The following is a 1,184-nucleotide window of genomic DNA, read 5'->3' on the forward strand; positions in this document are numbered from 1 at the left end:
ATGAAGATTCTCGTGCCCGTCAAACGGGTTGTCGACTACAACGTGAAGATCCGTGTGAAGCCGGATGGTTCGGGTGTCGAGCTTGCCAATGTGAAGATGTCGATGAACCCGTTCGACGAGATCTCGGTGGAAGAGGCGCTGCGGCTGAAGGAAGCCGGCAAGGCGGAAGAGGTGGTGGTGGTGTCGATCGGCCCGGCCAAGGCCGAGGAGACGCTGCGGACCGCCCTTGCCATGGGCGCCGACCGGGCGATCCTGGTCGAGACCGACGATCAAGTCGAGCCGCTCGCCGTCGCCAAGATCCTCAAAGCGGTCGCCGATGCCGAGCAACCGGGACTGATCATCACCGGCAAGCAGGCGATCGACGACGATTCCAACCAGACCGGCCAGATGCTGGCGGCATTGCTTGGGCTCGCCCAGGCGACCTTCGCCTCGAAGATCGAGATCGGCGACGGCAAGGCTGAGGTCACCCGCGAGGTCGATGGCGGCCTGCAGACGATCGAGATCAAGCTGCCGGCGGTGGTGACCACCGATCTTCGCCTGAACGAACCGCGTTATGCCTCGCTGCCGAACATCATGAAGGCGAAGAAGAAGCCGCTCGACAAGAAGGCTCCGGCCGATTTCGGCGTCGATACGACGCCGCGGCTGAAGGTCTTGAAGACCGAGGAGCCGTCCGGCCGCAAGGCCGGCGTCAAGGTCAAGTCGGTCGCCGAACTGGTCGACAAGCTCAAAAACGAAGCCGGCGTGCTGTAAGCCAGGAAAGAGAGAACACCATCATGACCATTCTTCTTCTGGCCGACCATGACGGCAATCACCTCTCCGACCAGACTGCCAAGGCGCTGACGGCGGCAAGCCAGATCGGCTCCGACGTGCACATCCTGGTCGCCGGCAAGGCCGCCAAGGCTGCGGCCGATCAGGCTGCCAAGCTTTCCGGTGTGACCAAGGTGCTGCTGGCCGAAAGCGACGCGCTTGCCAACAATCTGGCCGAACCGCTGGCCGATCTGATCGTCTCGCTGGCCGGTTCCTACGACACGATCGTCTCGGCTGCCACCTCGGTCGGCAAGACCGTGCTGCCGCGCGTTGCTGCCCTCGTCGATGTCGCCCAGGTCTCGGAGATCATCGAAGTCGTCAGCCCCGATACCTTCAAGCGGCCGATCTATGCCGGCAATGCCATTCAGACGGTGCAG

1 protein-coding gene and 1 pseudogene are annotated in these 1,184 nt (G+C 63.0%); both read left to right on the plus strand.

Annotation, left to right across the window (positions count from 1 at the left end):
* Window positions 1-750 carry an electron transfer flavoprotein subunit beta/FixA family protein gene (locus A7X77_RS31605; RefSeq protein WP_064686694.1) on the plus strand — a complete coding sequence of 250 codons (750 nt, stop codon included), beginning with the start codon at window positions 1-3 and terminating at the stop codon, window positions 748-750.
* 23 nt (window positions 751-773) lie between these two features.
* Window positions 774-1,184, plus strand: a pseudogene (locus tag A7X77_RS31610) (electron transfer flavoprotein subunit alpha/FixB family protein); the annotation flags it as partial.

It is taken from the genome of Rhizobium bangladeshense (assembly GCF_001662075.1).
Classification (GTDB): Bacteria; Pseudomonadota; Alphaproteobacteria; order Rhizobiales; family Rhizobiaceae; genus Rhizobium; species Rhizobium bangladeshense_B.

Bases quoted from the DNA above. Each gene is read 5' to 3' on its own strand.
- A7X77_RS31605 (WP_064686694.1), top strand. From the start codon at position 1: ATGAAGATTCTCGTGCCCGTCAAACGGGTTGTCGACTACAACGTGAAG.